We start from the raw sequence: 20449 nt of genomic DNA, 5'->3' as shown, positions 1-20449 counted from the left end.
ATTGAAGCATTAGGGCAAATTATATAAGGGAGGTTGGCCCCTTGGTAGATGTAAATAGATTTGAAAGCATGCGTATCGGGTTAGCATCACCAGACAAGATCCGTTCTTGGTCATTTGGTGAAGTTAAGAAACCTGAAACCATCAACTACCGTACACTTAAATCAGAAAAAGAAGGTCTTTTTGACGACAGAATCTTTGGTCCTTCAAAAGACTGGGAATGTTCTTGTGGTAAATACAAGGGTATTCGTTACGCTGGTGTTGTCTGTGACCGTTGTGGCGTTGAAGTTACACGTTCAAAAGTACGTCGCGAACGTATGGGTCATATTGAATTAGCTACACCTGTTACACATATTTGGTACTTTAAAGGTATTCCATCTCGTATGGGCTTAATGTTAGACATGAGTCCTCGTTCACTAGAAGAAGTTATCTACTTTGCTTCTTACGTAGTAACTGACGCAGGTGATACACCATTAGAATACAAACAATTGTTGTCTGAAAAAGAATACCGCGATAACAAACGCGAATTCGGTGAAGGCTTCAAAGCTGGTATGGGTGCAGAAGCTATCAAGACTTTACTTTCTCAAGTACAAATCGATAGCGAAGTTGCTGAATTAAAAGAAGAATTGAAAACAGCTAAAGGTCAAAAACGTACACGTGCAATCCGTCGTTTAGACGTTTTAGATGCTTTCCGTAAATCTGGTAACGATCCAGCGTGGATGGTAATGGATGTTATTCCAGTTATCCCACCAGAATTACGTCCGATGGTTCAATTAGATGGTGGCCGTTTCGCTACATCTGACTTGAATGACTTATACCGTCGTGTAATCAACCGTAACAACCGTTTGAAACGTTTATTAGACTTAAATGCGCCTAATATCATCGTTCAAAACGAAAAACGTATGTTACAAGAAGCAGTTGATGCTTTATTCGATAATGGTCGTCGTGGTCGTCCTGTTACCGGTCCTGGTAACCGTCCATTGAAATCATTGTCACACATGTTGAAAGGTAAACAAGGACGTTTCCGTCAAAACTTACTTGGTAAACGTGTTGACTATTCAGGACGTTCAGTTATCGTTGTTGGTCCATCTTTAAAAATGTACCAATGTGGTTTGCCAAAAGAAATGGCGCTTGAATTATTCAAACCATTCTTAATGCGTGAATTAGTAGCGCGTGACATGGCAATCAACGTGAAACATGCAAAACGTAAAATCGAACATCATGATGAAGATGTTTGGGATGTTTTAGCAGAAATCATCCGTGAACATCCAGTGCTATTGAACCGCGCACCTACCTTACACCGTTTAGGTATCCAAGCGTTCGAACCAGTATTGGTTGAAGGTAAAGCAATCCGTCTTCACCCATTAGTGTGTGAAGCCTACAATGCCGACTTCGATGGTGACCAAATGGCGGTCCATTTACCATTAGGTGAAGAAGCGCAAGCAGAAGCACGTTTATTAATGTTAGCTGCTACACATATCCTTAACCCTAAAGACGGTCAACCAGTTGTAACACCATCTCAAGATATGGTTTTAGGTAACTACTACCTAACAATGGAAGAACCAGAAGTTATGGGTGAAGGAATGATCGTTTCTTCAATCAACGAAGCACATATTGCTTACACAAATGGTTATGTTCAATTACATACACGTGTTGCTTTCCCAACAGATGCAATGCCAAATAAACCTTGGACTGAAAACCAAAAAGGTAAATTAATGGTTACAACAATTGGTAAGTTATTCTTCAATGAAATCATGCCAGAAAACTTCCCATACATTAATGAACCATCTACTGAAAACTTAGAAGAACAATTACCTGATAAGTTCATTCTTGAACCAGGTGAAAATGTCAAAGAGTTCATCAGTCGTCAAGATATGGTTGCACCATTCAAGAAAAAATACTTAGCACGTATCATCGCGCAAGTATTCAAATTATCTAAGATTACTGAAACTTCTATCATCTTAGACAAGATGAAAGACTTAGGTTTCAAATACTCTACTCGTTCAGGTATCACCGTAGGTATCGCAGATATCACGAACTTGGAATCTAAAGCGGCATCTATTCAAAAAGGTCATGACCGTGTTGATAAGATTACAAAACAATACCGTCGTGGTTTGATTACAGATGACGAACGTTACGACCAAGTTATCGATACATGGAACAAAGTAAAAGATGAAATCCAAATTGCCTTGATGAACTCACTTGATGAAAGTAACCCATTCTTCATCATGTCAGACTCAGGTGCCCGTGGTAACATCTCTAACTTCACGCAACTTGCTGGTATGCGTGGTTTGATGGCCGGTCCTAACGGTAAGATCATCGAATTGCCTATCCTTTCAAACTTCCGTGAAGGTTTGACCGTTCAAGAAATGTTTATCTCTACTCACGGTGCTCGTAAAGGTATGACCGATACAGCCCTTAAGACAGCCGATTCAGGTTACTTGACTCGTCGTCTAGTTGACGTAGCACAAGATGTTATCATTCGTGAAGCAGACTGTGGTACTGACCGTGGTTTAGATATCGAAGCTATCAAGAATGGTAACGAAGTAATTGAAACACTTGAAGAACGTGTTACTGGCCGTTACTTACAAAAAGAAGTACGTCACCCAGAAACAGGCGAAATCATTGCACACCACAACCAATTAGTGGATGAAGCAACTGCTCGTCGTATCGTTGATGCAGGTGTTGAAAAAGTTACTATCCGTTCAGCATTTACATGTAATACACGTCATGGTGTATGTAAACATTGTTATGGTCGCGACCTTTCTACTAACCAAGAAGTAGAAGTAGGGGAAGCAGTTGGTACTATCGCCGCTCAATCAATCGGTGAACCTGGTACTCAATTAACAATGCGTACATTCCATACTGGTGGGGTTGCCGGTGATGATATCACTCAAGGTCTTCCTCGTATCCAAGAAATCGTGGAAGCACGTCATCCAAAAGGTCGTGCTGTAATCACTGAAGTTGCCGGAGAAATCGAAGCAATTGAAGAAGATGAAGCAAGCCGTACGAAGACTGTTTTCGTTAAAGGTATTACTGACTCACGTGAATACAAAGTGCCTTACACTTCTCGTATGAGTGTTGAAGTAGGAGACTTAGTACACCGTGGTCAACAATTAACTGAAGGTTCAATTGACCCTAAAGACTTGTTACGTGTGACAAATACATTAACTGTTGAAACTTACATGTTAGATGAAGTTCAACGTGTATACCGCTCTCAAGGGGTAGACATCAATGATAAACACGTGGAAGTAATGGTTCGTCAAATGTTACGTAAAGTACGTGTCCTTGATCCAGGTTCAACAGACTTGTTACCAGGTAAATTAATGGATACAGCTGACTTTACTGATGCCAATGCGGAAGCAATCCGTTCAGGTGAACTACCTGCAACAGCGCGTCCAGTATTATTAGGTATCACTAAAGCAGCCTTGGAAACAAACAGCTTCTTATCTGCTGCATCATTCCAAGAAACAACTAAGGTCTTAACTGATGCCGCTATCCGTGGTAAAGAAGACCACCTATTAGGACTTAAAGAAAATGTTATCATTGGTAAGATCATCCCTGCAGGTACAGGTATGGCTCGTTACCGTGAAATGGAACCGAAAAAAATCGGTGACACACAACAATTAATCTATGGCGAAGAAGCCGAAGAAGATGACATTAGCCAAATTGACTACACTAGTATCAAAGAAAGCTAATCCATCACATGATGTAATGTAATTAATGAATATTCAGACGAGAAAAAAGCCTTAGGCCGCGTGCCTAAGGCTTTTAATTTTGTATAGGATGTGACAATAAGCGCTTAGACCCAAACACTGGAAGACTATTGCAGTGACGCACATAGTGTGGTGCAAAATAGTCTGAAGTGGAGTTGGGTCTGCTTATTGGAGCTCAACTTTAGGATGAGAGAAAAAGCGGTCAACCCTCAACCGGTGGAAGAATTGTGATGACGATGACGGTAGTCATCGACAAGCTATTCTGAAGTGGGCAGAGGGTTGCTTTTTCGAGCTCGACTTTAGGATGTGACAATAATTCTGGTCACATCGAAATCTCTAGAATATTTTTTCAGCTATTATGTCCATAAAGTTAATCCACGACAAATTCGATATAAGACCGGTCATCAAAGGATACTTGTCCTTCTTGTAGGCCTTTAGTGGATAGGTATTCTGTAATTAAATCGGGATCGTTCGTTAGGATATGTTGTAGATAAGCTTCTGTCGCTGCAAAATCTTCTTTAATTGTGGGATAACCGTCAGAAGTAAAGATGATATGGTCACCGTCTTTGATATCGATGACTTTAATTAAGGCATCAGGGATTTCCTGGCCATTTAAGACCGAATAACCAAAACGGGTGCCCGTGGTATTCGCAAAGGTGTTGCTAGATATCAAATAGGGCAAAATGGCCGCTCTAGCCTCTTCATGCTGGCTTGGGTCGATATGCAAGACCAGAGACCGGAAGTTGCTTAAAATCTCGTCAGAAGCCTTAGGTTGCGTGTGGAGTTGTCCATTTACCAAGGCTTGCGAATCACCGATGATGTAGATTTTATGATGGAAATTGCTGTATAGAATCATGGCAGCTTGGGGACCATGAGACACGCGGTCCAAAGGAAAATCCACTTTATTGTAAAATTGGTCTTCGAACGCCGTGTTGATGCCATGAATGATTTCTTGAATGCTGGCTGTCGGGTCAACAGTCGCAAGATAGTCCTGAATAATCAGGGACGCTATTTTTCCAGTCTTCAAGCCCTCATAACGATAATCGGACTTGGCAGTGACCCCGTCGATAATCGCGACAAAGTGGTCGTTATAAAAAATGGCATCCTCGCATTGGGTCGGATCGTCGAATTTCCCTTGAATAAATGTATGTTGAATTTGCATGTCGGTCCCTCGCATTCTGTGTTGTTACTTATAGTATATAGAAGATTAAGGGATAGGCAAAGAAGATGTAGGGTAAAAAAGGAAAACCCTTGGCTAGGGGACGACCCCGGTATTTGTCTATGATGATGTGGCAGAGAATGAAGCTAGTGGCAACGAACAGCAACCAGGCAGTTTGATAGGGTCCTAGGGCTAGCGCCAAGATGGTGATGGTTTTGATGTCGCCACCACCAATGCCGTTGGTGAAGCGGAAATTGAGCAGGATAAATAAGAGGCATATCCCCACGGCGAAAAGGCTATGTGTGAGTATACGGCCACTGGGATTGAGGCTGAATTGCCCAATCACAAAGAGGAGAAGCAGGACTTGAAAACGGTCGGGAATCCATTGATCTGACCAGTCGCTGGCGGCCATGATGGTTAGTATGGCGAAATAGATGATATAAAACACGGATTCCGATAGCGAGAAGGTCATAAAGAGTATGAGACTAAAAATGGCGAAGTAGGCCTCACAAATAGGATACTTAATTGGAATACTGTGCTGGCAGCTTTGACAGCGTCCATTTGAAAGTAGATAACCTAGGATGGGAATCAAGGCTAGGGGTGGGATGGGTCTTTGACAATGGTCACAATGAGAACGGCCCATAATAAATGATTGATTTTGAACAGTACGCGCGCCAACGACCATAAAAAAGGATGCTAAGCAGGCAAATAAGAGGCCGAGAATGGTGTAATATAAGATATAAAGCATAGATTTCACTCCCTTCATGATATATATACGTGTTTTTTTAAAAAAATCGAAAAAACTAGTGAAATCGTATTGACAGTATCGAAAACAGATGCTATTATTTAATAGTTGTCTTAAACAAATGCAACACGTGATGGAGGATTAGCTCAGCTGGGAGAGCGTCTGCCTTACAAGCAGGATGTCGGGGGTTCGAACCCCTCATCCTCCACCATGACTCGTTAGCTCAGTTGGTAGAGCAACTGACTTTTAATCAGTGGGTCGTAGGTTCGAATCCTACACGGGTCATATTCTTTATGAATAATATATACGCCGGCTTAGCTCAGTTGGTAGAGCATCTGATTTGTAATCAGAGGGTCGAGGGTTCAAGTCCTTTAGCCGGCATATATAAAGAAAGCATCTCTTATGAGGTGCTTTTTTTCTTATCTATTTTTATTGTAAATAGTGGGCAAACAAGGTAGTCTATATTCATTCACGAAAATCGAAATGATTACAGAAAAGAGGTTGTTTATGGAAAATATGACCCTTGAACAAGTCACATTAGCGGATTTAGATGCTTTAAGAGCAATTAGTATTGAAACCTTTACGGATACCTTTGGCTCATATAATACGCCGGAAGATTTGGCGGTTTATCTTGAAACTAGCTATGATCCAGCTAAATTAAAAGAAGAAATACAGACAGAAGATAGTTACTTTTACTTTGTTAAAGACGCTACAAGTGGCGAAGTATTGGCTTATTTGAAATTGAACTTGAATGATGCACAAACGGAAGCTTTCGAGGAAGCTAGTTTAGAAATTGAACGTATTTACGTTCGACCTGCTTTTAAACGCCGTGGTATCGGCCAATTTTTGATGACCCATGCCATTGAAACGGCTAAGTCAATGGGTTTAACTCATATTTGGCTAGGTGTCTGGGAGCATAATGAAAATGCGCAAAAATTCTATGCGAAAAATGGTTTCCAACGTCGAGGCGAGCATGTCTTTATGGTTGGCGATGACCGCCAAGTCGACTATATTCTGATGAAAGATATTTCGGCATAATGCGAGATGGCTTGCGAATATCCTTCTAATTTATGGTGGATGTTTTCCTGTAATAAAAAAAGAGGGCCGAGGCCCTCTTTTTCAATACAATATTATTTTTTCAATAGGTCTACTTTATCAGTACGTTCCCATGTGAAGTCTTCATCATCGCGGCCGAAGTGACCGTATGCAGCAGTTTTGCTGAAGATTGGACGACGTAGGGATAACATGTCGATAATACCGTTTGGCGTTAAGTCGAAGTTTTCGCGAACCAATGCTACTAATTCGCCTTCTGTTAATTCAGAAGTACCATATGTATCGATGGCAATTGAAACGGGTTCCGCAACACCAATTGCGTATGCTAATTGGATTTCCACTTTGTGGGCTAAACCAGCAGCAACGATGTTTTTGGCAATGTAACGTGCTGCATAAGAAGCAGAACGGTCTACTTTAGTAGCGTCTTTACCTGAGAAGGCACCACCACCATGATGCGCAGCACCACCGTAAGTGTCGACGATAATTTTACGACCAGTTAAACCTGAATCGGCTTCTGGACCACCAGATACGAATTTACCAGTTGGGTTGATAAAATAACGCGTATTTTCATCTAACCAAGCAGCTGGAATAATTGGGTCTACGACATGTTCAATCACATCTTTACGGATTTGATCAAGCTCAATGCCAGCTTTATGTTGTGTTGAGATAACAATTGTATCCACACGTTGTGGTTGATTGTTTTCATCATATTCGATTGTTACTTGTGTTTTTCCATCTGGTCCTAAGTAGTCAATGGTACCGTCTTTGCGGACTTTGGCTAATTGACGAGATAAACGGTGGCTAAGGGCAATGGCAACAGGCATAAATTCAGGTGTTTCATCAGTTGCGTAACCAAACATAATACCTTGGTCACCGGCACCGATTAGCTTGTTGCTGTCTTCGCCGTTTTCACGGGTTTCGATAGCGTCGTCTACACCTTGTGCAATGTCTGGTGATTGTTCGTCTAGAGATACTAATACGGCAACGGAATCCGCATCAAAGCCGAATTGGCCTGAGTGGTAACCGATACGACGGATTGTATCGCGAACGATTTTTTGGATATCTACGTATGCTGACGTAGTGACTTCCCCGAAAATAAGGACAAGTCCTGTATTGACGGCTGTTTCACAGGCAACACGTGCTTGTGGATCTTGTGCTAAAATCGCGTCAAGAATCGCATCAGAGATTTGGTCAGCGACCTTATCTGGATGACCTTCTGTGACTGATTCAGAAGTAAATAGTCGTTTATTCATTTTGTTTCCCCCAAAATATAAATTTTATGGTTACAAGGAATCTTTGCGTACTCGCAAACCCTATCGGGAATAATTTATTGTAACGTTACTCATTATACATGATTTATCAAGAAAGGCACGTGTAAAAAGGACTTTCCTGCATATTTTTGACAGTTTTTCTCGATTACGATTGACCCACTTCTCATGGAGCATGACATATATTCATGGTATAATGGTCGAGATGAAATAAAAAACGAGAGGAGACAACAATGAGTTATCAAGCATTATACCGCGTTTGGCGACCACAAACATTTGGGGATATTGTAGGGCAAGAAGCCGTAGCCCATACCCTACAAAACGCTGTCAAAACCGGCAAAATGAGTCATGCATACTTGTTTACTGGCCCTAGAGGTACTGGGAAAACAAGTGCAGCCAAGATTGTCTCTAAAGCTATCAACTGTCCAAATCAAGTCGATGGTGAACCATGTAATCAATGTGAAATCTGTAAAGCTATCAATGCAGGTAGCTTGTCTGACGTTATCGAAATCGATGCGGCGTCAAACAATGGTGTGGATGAAATGCGCGACATTCGTGAAAATGTTCGTTACGCACCAACAGAAGCAGCCTATAAAGTCTATATTATCGATGAGGTCCATATGCTTTCAACAGGAGCTTTTAACGCCTTATTGAAGACTTTGGAAGAACCGCCAGCAAATGTTTTGTTTATTTTGGCCACAACTGAAATCCATAAGATTCCAGCAACCATCATTTCCCGGACCCAACGTTTTGATTTCAAACGTATTTCCCACCAAGATATCGAAAAACGGATGGCTTATATTTTGGAACAAGACGACATCCAATATGAAGATGGTGCCCTAGCAGTTATCGCGCGCGCAGCCAACGGTGGTATGCGTGACGCACTGTCACTCTTAGACCAAGTCATTTCCTTCTCTGAAGGCACAATTAGCTTGGAAACAAGTCGCCAAGTAACAGGTGTCTTGTCCGAAGAAGAACTAATTCACTACACCAAGGCCTTGTCAGACGGCGATGCCACAGTCGCTTTAGCCGACTTACACAAATTATTGGATAGTGGCCAAGAAGCTGCCCGTTTCGTTGAAGAGCAACTCATTTTCGTGCGCGATTTACTGATTGCCAAGGAAATTGGTGGTGGCACCGATGCCATCGGAAGTTTGACCCAACGCTACGACACAGCCTTCTACGCCCTAGCCAAGGAAATCGACCTTGAATTGCTGTACCAAATGATGGACGTCTTCAAAGAAACCCAGGCTGAAATCCGCTTTACCGTCCAACCAAGCATTTACCTAGAAGTTGCGACTGTACAGTTGTGTCAAAAGGGCGGCGCTAGTAAAGCAAGCATGGCGCCAGCAGGCAATACTGCAAGCAACAATGCAGCACCTGTGGCTCATGAACTCCCAACACATATTAGTCAGGTGATCGCTGATCTTCAAGAGCAGGTAGCAACTTTATCTAGCCAATTACAAAATGGCTCAGGACAAGCGGCGAAACCAGCAACCAACAACAAACCAATGAAACGTTCAAATTCAACAGGCTTTACGCCAAACTTGACCAAGATTTTCCAAGTCTTGAATCAAGCAACCAAAAAAGATTTAAATGATGTATCGTCTTTATGGGAAGAATTAGTCGTTAGTCTACCTGGTATGCAAGCAGCCATGTTGAAGGCAACTTTCCCAGCAGCGGCATCACCAACGGCTTTCGTTGTCCGTTTTGATTATGAAGTCCTATGTAAAAAAGTGGACGATGATGAGGAATTACGCCGTCAAGTAGAACAAATGTTGTCGAATCGTTTGGGTCACCCAACGAAAATGTACTATTTAACAAGTGACCAATGGCAAGAAGCACGCCAAACTTACGTGAAAGCCATGAAGAATGGTGGCTTAGGTGATTTAGTAGGTGATGGTGCTGGTGCAGTAGCTGACAAGGGTTCGGCTACAGATGCGGAAGCCTTTAGCCAAAATAGTGATGCGATTAATGACGCCATGCTAGCGGACGGCCTAGAAGATGAAGAGGCACGTATGCGCCAAGATCAAGTAGACCAAGCTGTTTCACTATTTGGCAAAGAAAATGTTACAATAGTAGACGATTAGCTAAAATAAATAACTTATAAATAATATAATGAAAAACGAATAAAAAGGAGTGTCGAATATGGCAGGCGGAATGGCAAATATGCAACAAATGATGCGTAAAATGCAAAAATTACAAGCAGAGATGGAAAAAGAACAAAAGAGCTTAGAAACAAAAGAGTTTCAAGGTTCAGAACCTTCAGGCATGATTAAAGTGACTGTAACAGGTGACCGTCGTTTGAAAGCAATCAATATTAATCCAGAAGCAGTTGACCCAGAAGATGTCGACATGTTACAAGATTTATTGTTGGCTGCAGTCAATGATGGCCTTGAAAAAGTGGATGCTGAAACAGCAAACACCATGGGCAAATATACAAAAGGTATCCCTGGTCTTTAATAGAAACAAGGCTACAGGCTTATCTAGATGACCGTCTTTACCATGGGTAGGTTTGACTACGCATGGTATTTTTCTTGTCGCTACCAGGAGTTGGCGGGTTTGAGGCTTGGTGTCTTGACCTGGTCTAGTCTGGTGAAGGGGTCTGTATCTTTGTAAGTAGGGATATTTTTCATAAAGTGCGTAAGTAGGTAGGAGAGTTAAGATGCAATATCCAGAACCAATTGCCAAGTTGATTGATAGTTTTAGTAAGTTGCCAGGGATTGGGGCCAAAACGGCGTCGCGGCTGGCTTTCTTTGTGTTGGATATGCCTGAGAAGGATGTGCTAGAGTTTGCGAGTGCTTTGGTGGATGCCAAGCGTGAGCTTCGTTATTGTTCGGTTTGTGGCAATATTACGCAGTCTGATCCGTGTGAGATTTGTGCGGATGAGGGGCGTGACCGTTCGCGTATTTTAGTGGTTGAGCAGGTGCGTGATGTGGTGTCGATGGAACGTATGCGTGAGTATCATGGTTTGTATCATGTGCTGCATGGGGTCTTGTCACCGATGGAAGGTACGGGGCCAGAGGACTTGAATATTCAACCGTTGTTGGTGCGTTTGCAGGAAGAGACGGTTGAGGAAGTGATCGTGGCGACCAATGCAACGGCTGAGGGTGAGGCTACGGCGACGTATTTGTCACGTTTGATTAAGCCAGCAGGCATTCAGGTAACGCGTATTGCTTATGGTTTATCTGTGGGTAGTGATATTGAATATGCGGATGAAATGACTTTATTGCGGGCTTTAGAGGGCCGTCGCGATATTCAATAGATGCGTAGCGAGTGGACCGAAATGGAAGGAATTAGGGGAGACGATATGGATTCAGAGCAATTACTAGGCAAATTTATTACAGTTGAGGGGCCAGATGGTGCGGGAAAAACGACACTCATCAATGGTTTGACGGCTAAGTTAGAGGCAAGTTTAAAGGTGCCTTTGGTCTTGACGCGTGAACCGGGTGGCGACCCGATTGCGGAACAAATTCGCCGCATCATCTTAGATCCAGCCAATACGGCGCTTGACCCACGTGCGGAGGCTTTGTTGTATGCGGCCAGTCGTCGTCAACATCTGATACATACGGTTTTACCTGCTTTAACGGCGGGTCATTTGGTTTTGTGCGATCGTTTTGTGGACTCTTCCATTGCCTATCAAGGTTATGGTCGCGAGATTGGTGAGGCTGGTATTTTAGCCATCAATGAATTCGCTACGGATGGTCGTCAACCTGATTTGACCTTGTATTTAGATATTACAGCTGAAGAGGGGATTCGTCGTATTCAAGCGAATCGTAGTGAGGCTGACCAAAATCGTTTGGATGTGGAAACGATTGATTTCCATCAACGTGTCCACCAAGGCTACCAAGTTTTGCGTGAACAGTATCCTGACCGAATTCAAGTGATTGATGCGACACAAAGTCCGGAAGCTATGCAGGATGAAGCTTTGCGTATTGTGCAAAGTCATTTCCCTCAATTTTTCGCTTAATTGTCGTTTAATATAAAGTGTTTAACTGACAGAAAGGAGTCCATCAATGGGTTTAGATGCATTTGATATTATTGAAAAGCAAGGCAATTTAACGGCCATGATGGACCGGGTTGTGGCCAACAAGCGTCTAGGCCACGCCTATATTTTTGAGGGCATGGTTGGTGCAGGTCAAGAGGATATGGCTACGTATTTGGCAGCAGGCTTGAACTGCCTGAATCCAAGTGCAACGGGACAACCTTGTGGCGAGTGCAATCACTGTGTCCGCATTTTGCGTGAGGATTACCCGGATGTCTTGCATGTCCGACCAGGTGACGACAAGGAAAATAGCAAAGATAAGGCCGATATTTTCAAAACGGAAGCAGAAATCGAAGAAGCAAAAGAGGCTGAAGAGAAGGCAAAACCAGAATCTAATACCATCAAGATTGACCAAGTCCGTGAATTGAAGCACCGGATGTCGATGTCTTCGACTGAGGGTGACTATCAAATCTTTGTGATTCATGAGGCGGAGAAAATGACGACGGGTGCAGCAAACTCACTCTTGAAGTTTATCGAAGAACCGTATGAAAATATGCATATCTTCTTGATTACATCAAATCAGGATGCAATTTTACCGACAATTCTGTCACGTTGCCAAATGATACATTTCCCTGAGTTGCGTAAAGCACAAGTGAAGCAGGTTTTTGAGGCAGCAGGGATTAAAGCCAGCTTGGCGACGACCTTGTCTTATTTGACCAATGATGTTGATGAGGCCAAAAATTTGGCGGATAATGAAACCTTTCAAATCCAAATTGGGCAATCGATTCAGTGGGTTGACCTTATGGTGAAGGGCGATCCTCGAGGTTTAACCATGGTGCAGTCAGATTGGGTCAAAGATAAACCTAGTCGAAAATCCATGATTCAGGCCTTGAACTTGGTTGGTTTCCATTTCCATGATTTGTTGTATTTGAAAATGGCTACCGAAGATGACCAAAGTCTGATGGATAAACTCGTTTTCCCTAATGATTTGGGCAAATATCAAACCATGCTGAACCATCTGGATGCGGCCCTGATTACTAAAGGCTTGCACCTAGTTGGGAAGGCGCAACGCATGATTCGGGCCAATGTAGCCCCTCAAGCGGCGATGGAGTATCTAGTCTTAGCTTTTTGGAAAAAATAGGATGTGACAATAAGCGTTTAGACCCAAACACTGGAAGACTATAGCAGTGACGCACGCAGTGTGGCGCAATATAGTCTGAAGTGGAGTTGGGTCTGCTTATTGGAACTCAACTTTATAGTGGTACATAAAAATGCAGGAGGAAAGTCGGCACACCGACTACTTTCCCCCTGCATTTTTTCATTATTTTGCAATACGTTTGTTTAAGGCCACGGCTAAGGCGATGGCTGCGACATTTTTGATGATGTCAGTTGGAATAAAGATGATCATACCTGACATGAAAGTTTGCGCCCATGTTATCGGCGTATTCAATAAGAAATTCAAGGCTAGGTACATGTAACCTAATCCGAAAATATAGATAATCGCGTTCATACCCAGTGCGCGTAAAGTGAATTGTTGCCATGCCTCATTTTTCAAACTACCAGCCGAGCGTGCAAATACCATGGCCACGATGAAACCGATGATGAAGCCGTATGAAGGACTGTAAATAAAGGCGCCCTTAAAAACAAATAATAAAATGGCATTAATAAACATGGCTACAACCGCATATTTGCGGGGTAACAACAACCCAGTTAGCACAACAACCATTGTTTGTAGGGTAAACGGAATTGCCCCAAATGGCACGACGATATACGATGCGATGAGTGTGATGACCGCCATCAAAGCCGCCAAAACCCAGTTATAAGTAGTAGATGTATTCATAAATATGCTCCTTTTGATGTATTGGTCACCTTATTTTGGTAATCGGTTGACCATTGGTAAAAATAAAAAATTTTTCTATATAAAATCCCCACCAAACCCACATGCGCGGGTAGGTGGTTATCCTCATGACTCGCCAACCACTAGGGCCAACGAAATTTTCGACGAACCTCAACGCCTTTGGTCGCACTCTGTTAAAACCTGTTCCCAAATGCAGATTTGACTGCGTTTCAGAAAAATCTATACGCATTTGGTCACACTTTGTTATATAAATTGTTGGCTACTAAAGCTAACCTCGCCAGAGATTAAATGCTTTTCACGACCTTGCGGATCTTCAATGCGTAAATGCCCAGCATCTGTCACACCGAGAATCTTACCAGTTAAGGTTTGACCGTTTTCTTGGTAGGTCACCCACTGTCCTTTGCCAAGCAGCTGCGCACGATAATACTCTAGGAATGCACGGTCGGCCAAGTGGTCGTAATATTCTTTGAAGGTGGTTAGGAAATCGACAAGCAGGTCATTTGGATTGAAGTTGTTTGGTAAGCTTTTACCAAAAATTGTCCCGGCAATGTGTTGATTTTCTGGATTCTCATTGGCAAAGTCCCCCGCCAGGTTGGTCCCAATTCCGATGACCAGTTGGGAAATCGTTTGGCTCTCCAGGTCAAATGTGCCTTCTGTTAGAATACCCGACACCTTTTTCCCATCATAAAATAAATCATTGACCCATTTAATTTGAATGGCATCGCTCAGATACTTGTTCAAACTTTGGGCATAGGCAGATGCGGAGGCGATGGTGAAAGAAGCTATCAAGTCATTGTCGGCGCTAGCCGGTGGCGTGATCACGAGCGAATAATACAAGCCCTGAGTCAGTGCAGAATAGAAGGGACGACCACGGCGGCCACGACCAGCTGTTTGCTCATTGGCAATGAAAATTGCTGGTTGATTGGGAAAATCCGTTGCGTGTTTGCGACCCAAATCATTGGTTGAGGTCGTTGACTCTTGATAGTAGACCTGTAATTCCGGCCAAACATGTTGCAGACCATGCTGAATTTGTTCAGGATCCACAGCTTGATTGCGTTTGGCCAGGGCATACCCATTTTTGGGGTGACGCAAGATTTCATAACCGTCAGTTTCCAGTTGCTTCACAGCTTTCCAAATGGCGTTGCGGCTCACTTGGAAGTGGTCAGCCAAATCTGGTCCCGCAAAGAAATGCCCAGGATGGTCTAATAAATATGCGAGTAAATCAGCTTTTACAGTCATAATAGCTCCTTTCATGGAATTTCAATATGATATTAGGTTAGCAATATGTCATTTTGTTGTCAACTAGATTTTTATAATAGGGTGACCAACTGATAAAAAAATACAGCCACCAACAAGTGACTGCCTGATGAAGTATAGGATCATTAAATTTGTAGAAAGAAAGAAGGTCTATTATTTAGCTAAAGGCGCAAGTCTATGTTCGCACATTCTGAATATGTGTTCCAGTAAGCAACCCTCTGCCCCCTTCGGTGCTTGATGAACAAAGCGAAAAGTACATTATTTTATTTATAAAAATGGATAAAACCCCAAATTGATTACTTCAAGGGGTTCTGTGAACCTTTATGAGAAAAAATGATTCACAAAACGGTCTGTGTGATTCGACTTCAAAAAAAGAAATCACACAGCACTCTGTGTGACGCGAAATTTTTCATTTTGAACACCTCAGGGCCCTGAAGTGTTCAAATAGCGGTTATTTTAACTTTGATAAATACAATCCCCAAAAAGCTAAACAAAACATTTTATTCTAGCGTAATGCTCATCCAATTATGGCTTAAAAACCAAAATGAAAAGAGGGCCATGCAGCCCTCTTTTTCTCACATCCTATGAAGTTGAGTTCGAAAAAGCAACCCTCTGCCCACTTCAGAATAGTTTGTCGATGACTACCGTCATCGTCGGCACTATTCTTCCACTGGTTGAGGGCTGAACGCTTTTTCTCACATCCTATTCTTCTTCATAATCTTCATCGTCGTAGTCTTCATCATCAAGGCCGTTCTCTAACATATAAGCCACGGGGTCTGCTTGGTAGACTTGGATATCTGCAATAATGGGTTCTTCGATTTTACGTGAGATTTCGATTTCCATACCGATGTCTTGGTAGCCTTGTTTGATATACATTTCATAAGGGGAATCGTCGGCGTCGGCGACCAGGATAACCATCTTATCGGCAGCCAATGCTTTTTCCACAACCCAAGCTTGTAGTAAGGAACCGATGCCTTGGCGTTGGTATGCTTCAAGCACTTGGAAGTTGTCGATTTCGTATGAACGTGCGTGGCGGATGATATCGGATAAACCAACCAATTTGCCGTCGACAAAGGCAGCAAGGGCATGGGTATTCTCTTCCTTCAAGAACCAAGGATAGTAATTTTGTTTTTGTTGGGCAAATTCGGCGTCGATTGCTTTGTCGTGGATTTGATTGAAGTCGATATAGGCCTGCATATCGCTTTCGTCAATTTCCTTGATGACAAGACGGTCACCATAAGTATCGATTGCTTTGCTTGAAACCTTAAAGTCTTTTGGATCAAGAACCATCAATTTGGTCATAGATAATTGGTAGCCCACTTCACCGATACTGGCAAAGAGTTCAGGACTCAGAGATTGGTTCATCGGCATGACGAAGCTGTAATAAGAAAGATTTAGGTCATAGGCATAGTCTAGAAAGTTTTCTTCTAGCATATCCAATTCTTCGGCGCTGGGTACAAAATCTAGGACAATTTTGTTGTTGTTATACATACTTGGTACTTTGCTGTTACCGATAAAATAATATAATTCTGTTTCATCATAAGTGTCGGCTAGAACAAAGGCATCTTCAAAGGTAAATGGTTTCATGAGCGTGACTCCTGTCATACATTGGATAAAGGTTACGTGAACAATATTTTCATTCTATATTTTACCATAGCTAGATGAAAAAAGAATTTCTGACTTGCGATTGATGCCCAAATGACCGAACGGGTGTGCTATAATTGACCCTAACAAAAATCATCTTACCGTGTCGGTATAGCACATCATGTGGTATCATTGAGGATGAAAAAGGGCAGATATTGCGGTTGTACGAAGCAATCGTCATTTTTGCCAGAAGTATACAAATAAGCGTAGAAAGTGGGTGTGGGTAAGTGGATGAACACCAAGTTGCAGATGAAATAGCTTTATTAAAAAATGACTTACACACGATGATCGCCAAATTAGATACGATCAATGCAGAGTGGGATAAATTGTTAATCTCTTCCCATAATTTAAAGATGGAAAATTTCTACTTGCGCGAACGCGTGCAAGAGTTGACCGATTTAAATGATCATTTAAGTGCCAAGAATAAACAAGTAACTGAGGATGACAACGATGGCACTCCTCAAGTAATGTCTAAGGCACGCCAAAATTTAATGAACATCTATGAAGATGGCTTCCATATTTGTAATATTTCCTACGGCCAACGTCGTGGTAATGATGAACAATGCATGTTCTGTCTAGATATCTTATACGGCGAACGTGAAAATGAAGGGGCCAAAGCTTAATGGATCAAGTGACACTATTGGACGGCGAGCGGTTCGATGCCTTGATTCCGCAAAATTTAGAGATTATTCAAAGCGACCTGACCTTTGCTTTCTCAGTGGACGCCATATTGTTGGCCAATTTTGCCCAAGTATCGTCTAGTCGGATTAAACAGATTGCTGATTTTTGCACGGGTAACGGGGTGATTCCACTCTTGCTATCTGCGAAAACGACGGACCGTGCCCATATACACGGCATTGAGATTCAACCACAAGTTGCCGACATGGCGACCAGATCTGTGGCGCACAATGGATTAAGTGAGCAAATTACCATCCATAATATGGATCTAAAGACGGTGAAAACTACTTTTGCCAAAGATTCTATGGATGTGATTACTTGCAATCCGCCATATTTCAAACACTATGAGGAATCTAGGGTTAATCTTTTGGATGCGAAAACCTTAGCACGACACGAAGTTGCGATGACAGCGGAAGATATTTTCCAACAAGCCCAATTCGTATTACGTAATCGAGGGAAATTATATATTGTCCATCGACCAGAACGTTTGAGTGAATTGATTGTACTTGGCAACAAATACCGTTTAACCTTGAAGAAGTTACAATTTGTGTACCCAAAACCAGGTAAGGAAGCCAAAACTATTTTGTTAGAGTTTATGAAGGACGGCCACGACAAGGGACTACGCGTCTTGCCTCCGTTTTACACGCAAACAGCCGACGATGAATATACACCGGAAATGAGTCGATTGATTTATGGGGACTAAGGACCAAGCCCAAGACAAAAAACGGGGCGAAACGAAGCCCGAAAAATTGCATTATTTCTATGTCTTAGCTTGTAGCGACAATACCTTGTATACAGGCTATACTACGGACCCGACCAAGCGCGAGGCGGTCCACAATAGTGGCAAGGGTGCTAAATATACCCAACCAGATTATCGTAGACCGGTCCACATGCTCTATAGCAAGGCCTTTACGAGTAAGTCCAAGGCTATGTCAGCTGAATATCGATTCAAACAATTTACCCGGCGTGAGAAAGAAAACTTTCTGAGAGATAAAGGCATTGCCCGTGTATGGCCACCTACTGCTTGGACAGACCGAGTAGATGAGGGTCTTGCGGGCAGTTTAACTTTTATGCCGGATGACACCACAAACCAAGATGAGGAGGGATAGTGTGTTACAAATTCAACATTCATTTACGGGTCCAGACCAAGGGACAAAGGGAACGCTTTATCTCGTCCCAACACCTATCGGTAACTTGGAAGATATGACCTTCCGTGCCGTTAACACACTTAAAACGGTGGACGTAATTTTAGCCGAAGACACCCGCAACACACAAAAATTGCTCAATCATTTTGACATCACGACAGGGCAAATGTCCTATCACCAACACAATAGCCAAAGCCGCATCCCACAAATCATCGAGATGCTAGAAGCTGGGCAAAACATTGCCCAAGTTTCTGATGCCGGCATGCCAGCCATTTCCGACCCTGGATTTGAGCTTGTGCAAGCGGCCATTGCAGCAAATCTGACTGTTGTGCCACTACCAGGTGCCAACGCAGCTTTGACGGGTTTGATTGCGTCCGGTTTATCAACCGACCAATTCGCTTTTATCGGTTTCCTACCACGTAAGAAGTCTGAGAAAAAGGCATTCCTCGACAATCTGGTGAATTTTCCATACACCATGATGTTCTACGAATCACCCTTCCGTTTAGGCCAAACACTGGAAGACTGCCAATCTGCATTCGGCCCTGACCGACAAGTAGTGGTCGTACGTGAATTGACTAAGAAATTTGAGGAAATTACACGCGGTAGCCTCGCTGATTTGGTGGCACATTTTGACGAAAATAAAACCATTAAAGGGGAAATCTGTTTCTATATTGCCGGCAACGATGACCCATCAACGGATGAAAGTCTCTTGCAAGCAGCTTTAGATGATATGCCGATTAAAGAACAAGTACAATGGTGGGAAACACATGAAAGCATGTCCACCAAAGACGCTATCAAACAGGTAGCAAAACAAACTGGTATCAACAAGCGAGAAGTTTACGCCAAATACCACGAAATCTAGGAGGCCCTATGATAGCTTATTTAGCAGCACTCGTATTATTTCTAATTGCTATCTTGATGTTTTTTATCGCGCCTAGAAATTTGATTGATAACTTTCTATTTCTAGCGGGTTTCATCATTTTATTTATTGCGGTCTTGAATGACCCTACCTTTAATCATCATCCCGTTTTCCAACATGTGTTTTACTGGTTGGATCAAACCGTGCGCTTAATTGCGCCACTATTTACGCTCATTTTCGGGATTGGGATGATTTCTTATGCATTGAAAGTGTACTCAGTCGAACGCTCCAAACTTCAACTGGCCGTTGGGTTACTCTTGGCTTCCCTGTTGATCGCCGGGACGGTACTGCAGTATATCGCGACCTTCCTCTTGGGTGGGTTTTTCCATCAAGAGATTGTCCGTATTTTTCAATTCGCCATGACCTATTTCGTTCTCGCTTTTATCAACTACATGGTGGTGACGCTGCGGTTGACGCTTCTTGAGGATGAGGGGAAACAGGATTTTGTCTTGATTCTAGGTGAGCAGTTATCTAAGCACGGCAAGCCTTCGAAGGTGCTGGAAAATCGTTTGGATATGGCCCTGGATTATATTGGACGTCAACAGTTCCAATATCAAAAGGTGCCGAAGATTATTGTATCTGGTACATCAACTGGGACCCACTCTGATGTCAGTGAGGCCAAGATTATGGCTAAGTATCTGATTGAACATGGGGTACCGGAAGATGCGATTCTGACGGAGTGTCAGGCTGCTAATACGCATGAGAATTTTATTTATGCGAAAAAGATTATCAAGGCCAACACCAAGCAGATTCAAACAGTCAAAGCGGTTTTTGTGACATCTTCTTATCATCTTTACCGCAGCCAGTTATACGCCAATATGGAGGGCTTATACCAAATGTCGGGTGTGGGGGCGCGGGCTGATTTTCCGGAACGTTTACTCAATTGGGTGCGCGAGTTTGTCGCAATTCTCTTCATGCATCGCAAGTTACACTTGGCTGTCAGCATTTTGATGATTGGCTTAGGTATCATCAATTACGTTCACTTTTAATACAATTGTTTATGGTTCTTTTACAAATAGTGTTGG

The 20449-nt window shown here is 42.7% G+C and carries 18 protein-coding genes, 3 tRNA genes and 1 riboswitch; of the genes, 15 read left to right on the top strand and 6 right to left on the bottom strand.

Features of this window, described 5'->3' with window-relative positions; translation table 11 throughout:
- Nucleotides 1-41 precede the first annotated feature (41 nt).
- Nucleotides 42-3695 carry a DNA-directed RNA polymerase subunit beta' gene (rpoC, locus tag EF384_RS03275; RefSeq protein ID WP_123779564.1) on the top strand — a complete coding sequence of 1218 codons (3654 nt, stop codon included), beginning with the start codon at nucleotides 42-44 and terminating at the stop codon, nucleotides 3693-3695.
- A gap of 388 nt (nucleotides 3696-4083) precedes the next feature.
- Here the strand turns inward: rpoC and EF384_RS03270 are convergent, their stop codons facing one another.
- Together EF384_RS03270 and EF384_RS03265 are read right to left on the bottom strand one after the other, a co-directional pair.
- On the bottom strand, nucleotides 4084-4875 hold the full coding sequence (locus EF384_RS03270; RefSeq protein ID WP_123779563.1) for a hypothetical protein: 792 nt from the start codon (nucleotides 4873-4875) through the stop codon (nucleotides 4084-4086).
- A gap of 28 nt (nucleotides 4876-4903) precedes the next feature.
- The gene (locus tag EF384_RS03265; RefSeq protein WP_123779562.1) at nucleotides 4904-5620 is read right to left on the bottom strand and encodes a prepilin peptidase; all 717 of its coding nucleotides are present in this window, start codon (nucleotides 5618-5620) and stop codon (nucleotides 4904-4906) included.
- Between the two features lie 132 nt (nucleotides 5621-5752).
- Here EF384_RS03265 and EF384_RS03260 point away from each other — a divergent pair.
- From EF384_RS03260 to EF384_RS03245, 4 genes are all read left to right on the top strand, one after another.
- Nucleotides 5753-5828 (top strand) — tRNA-Val (locus EF384_RS03260).
- 1 nt (nucleotide 5829) lies between these two features.
- A tRNA-Lys gene (locus EF384_RS03255) sits at nucleotides 5830-5902 on the top strand.
- A gap of 23 nt (nucleotides 5903-5925) precedes the next feature.
- Nucleotides 5926-5998: transfer RNA gene (locus EF384_RS03250), tRNA-Thr, on the top strand.
- Nucleotides 5999-6124: 126 nt separating this feature from the next.
- Nucleotides 6125-6655: a GNAT family N-acetyltransferase gene (locus EF384_RS03245; RefSeq protein WP_123779561.1), complete on the top strand. Its 531-nt coding sequence runs from the start codon at nucleotides 6125-6127 to the stop codon at nucleotides 6653-6655.
- Between the two features lie 92 nt (nucleotides 6656-6747).
- On the opposite strand, the gene metK is transcribed toward EF384_RS03245, so the two are convergent.
- Nucleotides 6748-7923, bottom strand: a complete 1176-nt coding sequence (gene metK, locus EF384_RS03240) for a methionine adenosyltransferase (RefSeq protein ID WP_123779560.1) — start codon at nucleotides 7921-7923, stop codon at nucleotides 6748-6750.
- Nucleotides 7921-8011: riboswitch (SMK box riboswitch) on the bottom strand. (Overlaps the previous gene by 3 nt.)
- A 160-nt stretch (nucleotides 8012-8171) precedes the next feature.
- Between metK and dnaX the strand changes: the two genes are divergently transcribed.
- The 5 genes from dnaX (at nucleotide 8172) to holB (ending at nucleotide 13064) form a co-directional block, all read left to right on the top strand.
- Nucleotides 8172-10028 carry a DNA polymerase III subunit gamma/tau gene (dnaX, locus tag EF384_RS03235; protein WP_123779559.1) on the top strand — a complete coding sequence of 619 codons (1857 nt, stop codon included), beginning with the start codon at nucleotides 8172-8174 and terminating at the stop codon, nucleotides 10026-10028.
- A gap of 58 nt (nucleotides 10029-10086) precedes the next feature.
- On the top strand, nucleotides 10087-10401 hold the full coding sequence (locus tag EF384_RS03230) for a YbaB/EbfC family nucleoid-associated protein (RefSeq protein ID WP_123779558.1): 315 nt from the start codon (nucleotides 10087-10089) through the stop codon (nucleotides 10399-10401).
- 202 nt (nucleotides 10402-10603) lie between these two features.
- Nucleotides 10604-11203, top strand: coding sequence for a recombination mediator RecR (recR, locus tag EF384_RS03225; RefSeq protein ID WP_123779557.1), 600 nt, complete (start codon nucleotides 10604-10606; stop codon nucleotides 11201-11203).
- A 45-nt stretch (nucleotides 11204-11248) separates the two neighbouring features.
- Entirely contained in the window at nucleotides 11249-11908 is a 660-nt protein-coding gene (tmk, locus tag EF384_RS03220) for a dTMP kinase (RefSeq protein ID WP_123779556.1), read from the top strand.
- Nucleotides 11909-11954: 46 nt separating this feature from the next.
- Complete coding sequence (gene holB / locus EF384_RS03215; protein ID WP_123779555.1) at nucleotides 11955-13064, top strand: DNA polymerase III subunit delta'; 1110 nt, start codon at nucleotides 11955-11957, stop codon at nucleotides 13062-13064.
- A gap of 180 nt (nucleotides 13065-13244) precedes the next feature.
- Here holB and EF384_RS03210 read toward each other — a convergent pair whose 3' ends face one another.
- The 3 genes from EF384_RS03210 to EF384_RS03200 all read right to left on the bottom strand — a co-directional run bounded on the left by EF384_RS03210 (nucleotide 13245) and on the right by EF384_RS03200 (nucleotide 16625).
- Nucleotides 13245-13763, bottom strand: coding sequence for a biotin transporter BioY (locus EF384_RS03210; protein WP_123779554.1), 519 nt, complete (start codon nucleotides 13761-13763; stop codon nucleotides 13245-13247).
- A gap of 261 nt (nucleotides 13764-14024) precedes the next feature.
- On the bottom strand, nucleotides 14025-15020 hold the full coding sequence (locus tag EF384_RS03205; protein ID WP_123779553.1) for a biotin--[acetyl-CoA-carboxylase] ligase: 996 nt from the start codon (nucleotides 15018-15020) through the stop codon (nucleotides 14025-14027).
- Between the two features lie 720 nt (nucleotides 15021-15740).
- Nucleotides 15741-16625: a GNAT family N-acetyltransferase gene (locus tag EF384_RS03200; RefSeq protein ID WP_123779552.1), complete on the bottom strand. Its 885-nt coding sequence runs from the start codon at nucleotides 16623-16625 to the stop codon at nucleotides 15741-15743.
- 284 nt (nucleotides 16626-16909) lie between these two features.
- On the opposite strand from EF384_RS03200, the gene EF384_RS03195 reads away from it, so the two are divergent.
- Genes EF384_RS03195 through EF384_RS03175 form a run of 5 tightly spaced genes read left to right on the top strand, consistent with a single transcriptional unit; the run spans nucleotide 16910 to nucleotide 20413 of the window.
- Nucleotides 16910-17305 (top strand): initiation control protein YabA, encoded by a 396-nt coding sequence (locus tag EF384_RS03195; protein ID WP_123779551.1) that lies wholly within the window; start codon nucleotides 16910-16912, stop codon nucleotides 17303-17305.
- A complete protein-coding gene (locus tag EF384_RS03190) occupies nucleotides 17305-18063 on the top strand; it encodes a tRNA1(Val) (adenine(37)-N6)-methyltransferase (RefSeq protein ID WP_123779550.1) in 759 nt (252 codons plus the stop codon). The genes EF384_RS03195 and EF384_RS03190 overlap by 1 nt, the downstream gene beginning before the upstream one ends.
- On the top strand, nucleotides 18053-18469 hold the full coding sequence (locus tag EF384_RS03185) for a GIY-YIG nuclease family protein (protein WP_123779549.1): 417 nt from the start codon (nucleotides 18053-18055) through the stop codon (nucleotides 18467-18469). Before EF384_RS03190 ends, EF384_RS03185 begins: the two co-directional genes overlap by 11 nt.
- A gap of 1 nt (nucleotide 18470) precedes the next feature.
- Nucleotides 18471-19367 (top strand): 16S rRNA (cytidine(1402)-2'-O)-methyltransferase, encoded by an 897-nt coding sequence (gene rsmI, locus EF384_RS03180; RefSeq protein ID WP_439647006.1) that lies wholly within the window; start codon nucleotides 18471-18473, stop codon nucleotides 19365-19367.
- Nucleotides 19368-19375: 8 nt separating this feature from the next.
- Entirely contained in the window at nucleotides 19376-20413 is a 1038-nt protein-coding gene (locus EF384_RS03175) for a YdcF family protein (RefSeq protein WP_123779548.1), read from the top strand.
- Nucleotides 20414-20449: the final 36 nt, after the last annotated feature.

This window comes from Aerococcus agrisoli (assembly GCF_003797145.1).
In the GTDB taxonomy this organism is placed as follows: Bacteria; Bacillota; Bacilli; order Lactobacillales; family Aerococcaceae; genus Aerococcus; species Aerococcus agrisoli.
This window is presented reverse-complemented; position numbering and strand designations above follow the sequence as displayed.